The organism is Microcoleus sp. CAWBG58 (assembly GCF_020883045.1).
Classification (GTDB): Bacteria; Cyanobacteriota; Cyanobacteriia; order Cyanobacteriales; family Microcoleaceae; genus Microcoleus.
The window spans coordinates 49,180-55,433 of sequence record NZ_JAHRFA010000045.1; the positions used below are offsets into that span (position 1 = coordinate 49,180).

A 6,254-nucleotide genomic window follows, 5' to 3' on the forward strand; every position below is an offset into this window, starting at 1 on the left:
TCAGGTCATCGATCGCAATTTGGCTATACTTAAAATCACGACTGCTAATCCTACGGCGGCGATCGCATAATAAACATTAACATTAGCTAATAAGCTGTCATCATTGTCAATAGTCGTTGTCGCGATCGCAGTGGTAATATAAGAGCTAAAAGGTGCCACAGGATTTGACAGTGCAACTGCGATCGTTTCATTCGGTTCAAACCGTGTATCCCCCACCACATACAGAGTCAGGGTTTTGGATATTTCACCCGCTGCAAAGTCGATCGTACCTGCGAGCTCTGTTGCCGGATAATTCGCCCCAAGATTATTGTAATTGCTGTTGTCGATCGCACTACCGCCGATCGCATAATCTACAGAACTTGCCCAGGATGTAGTGCCTTTGCGAGTGATGGTAAAAGTAACAGGAGTATTGCCAGCATTGCCTTCTGCCATTGCCACAGCGTTAGAAGTAATAGAATAGTCGATCGGATCGAAAAGAATAGTTACCTTGCTCACTCCCGATCCCAAACGATCCGATCGCCCGCGAATCACCCTATTAAAGCTAGCATAGATGCTGGAGTTGACCGATCCCGTCGCATCAACTTGACTGGCAGTAGCATACAAGTACGGCGATTTCAAGCTATTTTGGAGTTCTTTGTGGTTGTTCCATGCCAGCTTTTGGTTGCTAACTTCTAACTCGATACGGGAACCATTACTTACCAACTTAGGAACATTTCCCTGGACAATTTGAGCGCCCGGAGGTGTATTGTAGTCGTTACCAAAACAGCCATATTCCCATTGGCAATCTGCATCTCAGCATCGTTGCTTTGAGTCCCAACATCCCCTCCATAGCCGTCATTCGATGCCGAATCACCAATATTTACCGTCCATCCTGATGATGTTTCACCATAGTCAACGATAAATTTAACGGTGGTGAAATCTTGAAAATTGATCTTTACTAACGTTTCTAACCAACTGTCGCCGTTGGCATCAATCGGAGGTTGGACAACAGTAATAAACTGGTTCTGCGTACCTGCGATCGCGCCTGTTTTTAAATCAATTTCGCAAGTCTTTGTCAGGTTGGATTTTACCATAATACGTCATATCGGAGTTGCAAATATCGAAAAAGTAGGGAGTGCATCTCAGTTTAGCATTTGTAGTAATGTCGGGAACTCTGGTGCTGTATACAGCAAGCGAGCGGGGACGCTCGCACTCAAATAAAAAATACTTTTTACCAAAATGAGATGCTCCCGAGAGTATCGACAAATATAAGAGAATACGGTTCAGTTAAGGTTTGTGTGTCATTGCGCCGCAGGAGATCAATCGCAGCGTGTCTTAACTGAACCGTATTGAACTACAACAAACTGAAATCCGCCGCATTAATCGCAGTAGCAGACACTCCGGTTAAAGAAGCAAAAACTTTTCCGGTGGCGGCAAAACTAATCCCAGTTATGCCATTAATTTCAGTAATTGCCAACTGCGAAAAAGTCACTCCATTACCGAGAATCAGCAAATCTTTGCCATCTTCAAAATCGGCAATGGTATCAATCCCGGAATTCGCAGCCAACACGAATTTATCCAATCCATTGCCTCCCCTTAAAGTGTCATTCCCTAAACCGCCATTCAGCAAGTCATCTCCTATATCTCCCTGCAGAATATCATTGCCGTTATCGCCGTTCAAACTGTCAGCACCCCGCCCTCCATACAACCAATCATTTCCCTTGCCGCCGAAAAGAGTGTCATCCCCATTTAGGCCCGCAAGGATATCATTGCCATTAGTACCGTTGAGAACATCGTTACCATTGGTGCCGTTGATGCGGTTGATAATAAAATTGCTATAAATAATGCTCTTAAAACTGCCTCTAACACGTATAGATCTCCGAAGATCGCTAATCGTAAAGCTGCCTTCGGTAGCAAACGGCGAACCCGCCCAAGCAGTATCAATCGCTTGCACACTCCAATAATATGTTCCCGGTTGCAAATCTTTTAACTGCCAATTAGTGTTTTGACTGGCATTGCCCAACCCGACAATTTCTCGGGTGCCGTTGTTTAAAGACATCGGAGCAAAAATCTCACTGCCTCCGGGCGTCGTACCGACTCGCAAATTGTAGTTTAAACCGGCCGCAGGAGTTTGAGCGTCGGTTGCTGGATTCCAATTGAAAGAAACTTCTCGGTTACTAACTTGCGATCGCAATCCTGTCGGTACAGTAGGAGGAGTATTCGCGTTAGGACTATTATTGCGGTAAATATCGCGATCGAGCAACATATCCAATTTGCCATCGGAATCGTAATCTCCCCAATTTGCGACATTGCTACCGACATTACCGGTACTGGCATTACCGGGCAAAACATTCGTATCTTCAGCAAAGCCGCTACCCGTATTGCGGAAAACTCGATTTCCCCTGTTAGTACCTGCCAGCAAAATATCTAATTTTCCATCATTATCGTAGTCTCCCCAATCTGCAAACTTGCTTCCAGGAAATACCGCATTCGTATCTTCGCTAAAGCCATTACCAGTATTGCGAAATATCTTGGTTATTAAGCCCGCATCGGTGCTACCGGCCAGCAAGATATCCAACCTGCCATCATTGTTGTAATCTCCCCAAGCAGCCGAACCTTCAGAAACACCGGGCAAGGAAAAAGCTTCAATAAAGCCGCCGCCGGTATTGCGAAATACCTTAGCTATTTTGCCGGTACTGCTAGTACCAATTAACAAAATATCCTGTTTACCATCTTTGTCGTAATCTCCCCAAGCAGTCATACCGTTCTTAACGCCGGGAAGTTGAATATTGAAATCGGGAGCCAAAGTACCGTTGCTATTGCGATAAACGATGCTGGCGTTTGTGAGAGATAACCCTGTATTATTCGGATTACGGAAACTCTGTTCGGTGGCATTTAGGAGGTCGAGTTTGCCATCGTTGTTGTAGTCTCCCCAGGATTGGGAACTACCTTGGGGAACTCTATCCGAGCCTGTCAATTTGCCGCCACCGGAGATTTGGACTGAACTCGGTACTGGAAATCTCCCGAATGGAGCTGTCTGCAAAGCAAAGTTTAGTTTGCCATCATTGTTGTGATCTCCCCAAGCTGCGGTAGCACCTAAAGTCAATCTTGGAGTGCTTCTTTCAGCGGTAAAAGTGCTACCAGTATTGAGGTAAGGCCAAGAACCCGTGGCACCATCGCTGCCAGTATTGCCACCGAAGCCGCCTAGAATTTGCGGTACACCAGCAGCGATAAAATCGAGTTTGCCATCACCGTTATAGTCTCCCCAATCGCTAATTGTTTTGCCGCTGAAATAACTCGATATTTCTGTAACAATCTTGCTGAAAGTGTAATTGCGTTCCAAGTTTGTGATGCTGACATCTTCAGGATCGATACCTGAATAACTAACGAAATTGTCACCCGGAGTGCGAACATAATTGCTAACAGCCGGATCGAGGATAATTTTGTAAGAAATATCGCCGTCGGGTCGGTTATCGTTAACTCCGGTAACAGTAACAGTTTGAGCGATATTCCAATTATCGGAAGTGAACAGCAAGCTTGATGTAGAAACAGTTCCTTCAGCAGGATTGTCGCTTCTGACAGGTATTACTACATTCGCTCTAGGCTGAGTTGTGAGTAAAACACTAAATGTAGCCTGGCCACCTGCTTCTGTTGTTGTCAAACCATTTTTCGGCTCGACCAAAATAGCTGGGTTTTTGCTTCCAAGATAGCGAAATAGATTTGTGATGCTAACATCAGCAGCATTGAGACCGGAATATTTTGGGTCGGTGCTGACGGCAGGAGCAGTAACGATCGTGTAAGGTCGATGTGCCATTAGTGTCGGATTGTTGCCCCCTCCTGTTACCGTTACTTCTTGAGGTACGTTCCAGTTTTGTGGGGTAAAGGTAACTGCGGAAGTCGAGAGACTTCCTTCCCCTGGATTTGCGCTCAAATCGATCGCCACATTAGCCGTCGGCGGGCTGTTAAGTTCGATGCTAAATTTAGCTTTACCACCTGTTAGCGTAGTAGCTAATCCATTGGTAGGGGTGACAGTAATTCCCGGAGTATCACTAATCGTAAAACTGCCTCCTTCAGCAAACGGCGAACCTGCCCAAGCAGTATCAATTGCTTGCACGCTCCAGTAATATGTCTGATCTGGAGACAAGTCTTTGAGTTGCCACTGGGTGTTTTGACTGACATTTCCTAGCCCTACAACTTGCCGAGTTCCATTGGCAAGAGACATCGGGGAAAGAATATCTTGACCCCCCGGTGTCGTGCCAACTCGCAGGTTGTAGCTTAAACCATCAGCAGGAGTTTGAGTGTCGGTTGCTTTGTTCCATTTAAACGTAGCTTTTCGCCCAGAAGGTAAAACCGATAGCCCTGTGGGTGCAGTGGGTGGAGTGTTCGCATTAGCTGTATTGCTGCGGTAGATTTGTTTGCCGAGCAAAATGTCAAGTTTGCCGTCATTGTTAGAGTCTCCCCAAGCTGCGGCACCGCTGTCATTGAGTCCGGCATTTGTTTCTTCGGTAAAGCCGTTGCCAGTGTTGCGGTACACTTTGCCATCAACCAAGACATCGAATTTACCGTCATTGTCGTAGTCTCCCCAAGCTGCTAAACTGCCACCGGGCAATGCAGCAGTCGTATCTTCGCTAAATCCGCTGCCAGTATTGCTAAATACCTTGGTTATCAAGCCGGTATCGGCATTACCTGCCAGCAAGATATCCAATTTGCCATCATTGTTGTAGTCTCCCCATGCAGCCGAACCGTCAGAAACACCGGGCAAGGAAAAAGCTTCAATAAAGCCGCTGGCAGTATTGCGAAATACCTTGGATATTTTGCCGGAACCGCTGTTCCCCGTTAGCAAAATATCCTGTTTGCCATCTTTGTCGTAGTCTCCCCAAGCAGCAGCACCATTGGAGACACCGGGCAAATTAGTGCTGGTATTGATATCTGCTACGTGGCCGCTGCCAGTATTGCGGTACAGCAGGCTGGCGATTTGAGCTTCCCCAGATTGAGGATTGAAAGCAATTTTTCGGATGTTTGCATCGAGGATATCTAGTTTGCCATCGTTGTTATAATCTCCCCAACTAAGAGAACCTGGCTCGCGAGAGAAACCAAAATCTTCATTGAGGCCGAGATTGTAGTTCGTCCAAGAAGTATCGCTATTTTTGTAGACTGAGATTGCGTAGGAGGGCGGAGGGCCACCCCGTCCGCCTGGATTATCTAAATTGTTGGCAGCGAACTCTAATCGACCATCATTGTCAGCATCTCCCCAACCAGAATATGAAGTTAAAGTAATGGGAAAAGTGCGCTCCCAAGTCAGCGTAGTGTCTGCGTTGCGATACAGCCAAGTACCGTCGGTGCGTATCTGTCCCGTCACCTTCGGACGATTTCCTGATGCTAAAACATCAAGTTTGCCATCGTTGTTGTAGTCTCCCCAAATTCCCTTGGCTTGCCCGACTCCCTCCGATAGTTCTGTGGGGAATTTCACAAACAGCGGGGCTGGAGTTTCGTTGTCAGTGTTGGTTACGGTTAGGTTGTTGGGAGAGAGAAACTTGTAGTTCAAATCATCGGTTGCGGAACGATCGAATTTGATTGTATAAGTGCGATCGCCATCTTTGATCGCATCGTCTACTCCGGTAACAGTGACGGTTTGGGATGTGTTCCAATTTTCGGGAGTAAATGTCACTTCCGATCGAGAGATTTTGCCCTCGGTTGGGTTGTCAACGCTAATGGGAATTGTAACAGTCGATCGCGGTTGAGTTGTGAGAAAAACGCTGAAATTAGCAGTACCTCCTGCTTCGGTTGTAGTTAACCCGCTGGTGGGATAAGCCACAATTTGCGGGCGTAAACCATACTGAATGACTAATAGATTGGTAAGGCTGACATCTGCTGCATCAATACCTGAGTAACTAGAATCTCTACTTTCGGCGGGTTCGGTAAAGATACCGTAAGGTATGTTGCTGTATTGGTTTTCTATTGGGCCACCTGTACCTCTTACGGTGACAGTTTGAGGTTGATTCCAGTTATCGGGAGAGAAAGTCAGCCTCTGGGTGGAAAGTGTTCCTAGGTTCGGGTTAGCCGTCAAGCCAATGCTGACTCCATCACGCGGTTGAGTATTTAGTTTGACGCTAAAAGTTGATTCACCGCCTGCTGTCGTGGTGGTTAATCCGCTGGTGGGGCTGACAGTGATGCCAGGAGTTACCGGTGTCGGAGTTGTAATCGGTGTCGGAGCCGGTGTCGGAGTTGTAATCGGTGTCGGAGCCGGTGTCGGAGTTGTAATCGGTGTCGGAGCC

At 46.8% G+C, this 6,254-nt stretch carries 3 protein-coding genes; all 3 read right to left on the bottom strand.

What is annotated here, in order from left to right; translation table 11 throughout:
- Positions 1-702, bottom strand: a complete 702-nt coding sequence (locus QZ918_RS19935) for a hypothetical protein (RefSeq protein ID WP_293337889.1) — start codon at positions 700-702, stop codon at positions 1-3.
- The gene (locus QZ918_RS19940) at positions 696-1,073 is read right to left on the bottom strand and encodes a hypothetical protein (RefSeq protein ID WP_293337890.1); all 378 of its coding nucleotides are present in this window, start codon (positions 1,071-1,073) and stop codon (positions 696-698) included. The genes QZ918_RS19935 and QZ918_RS19940 overlap by 7 nt, the downstream gene beginning before the upstream one ends.
- A 260-nt stretch (positions 1,074-1,333) precedes the next feature.
- Positions 1,334-6,254: FG-GAP-like repeat-containing protein (locus QZ918_RS19945; RefSeq protein ID WP_293337891.1), on the bottom strand; the 4,921-nt coding region annotated here is incomplete at its 5' end.

Bases quoted from the DNA above. Each gene is read 5' to 3' on its own strand.
- QZ918_RS19940 (WP_293337890.1), bottom strand. From the start codon at position 1,073: ATGGTAAAATCCAACCTGACAAAGACTTGCGAAATTGATTTAAAAACA.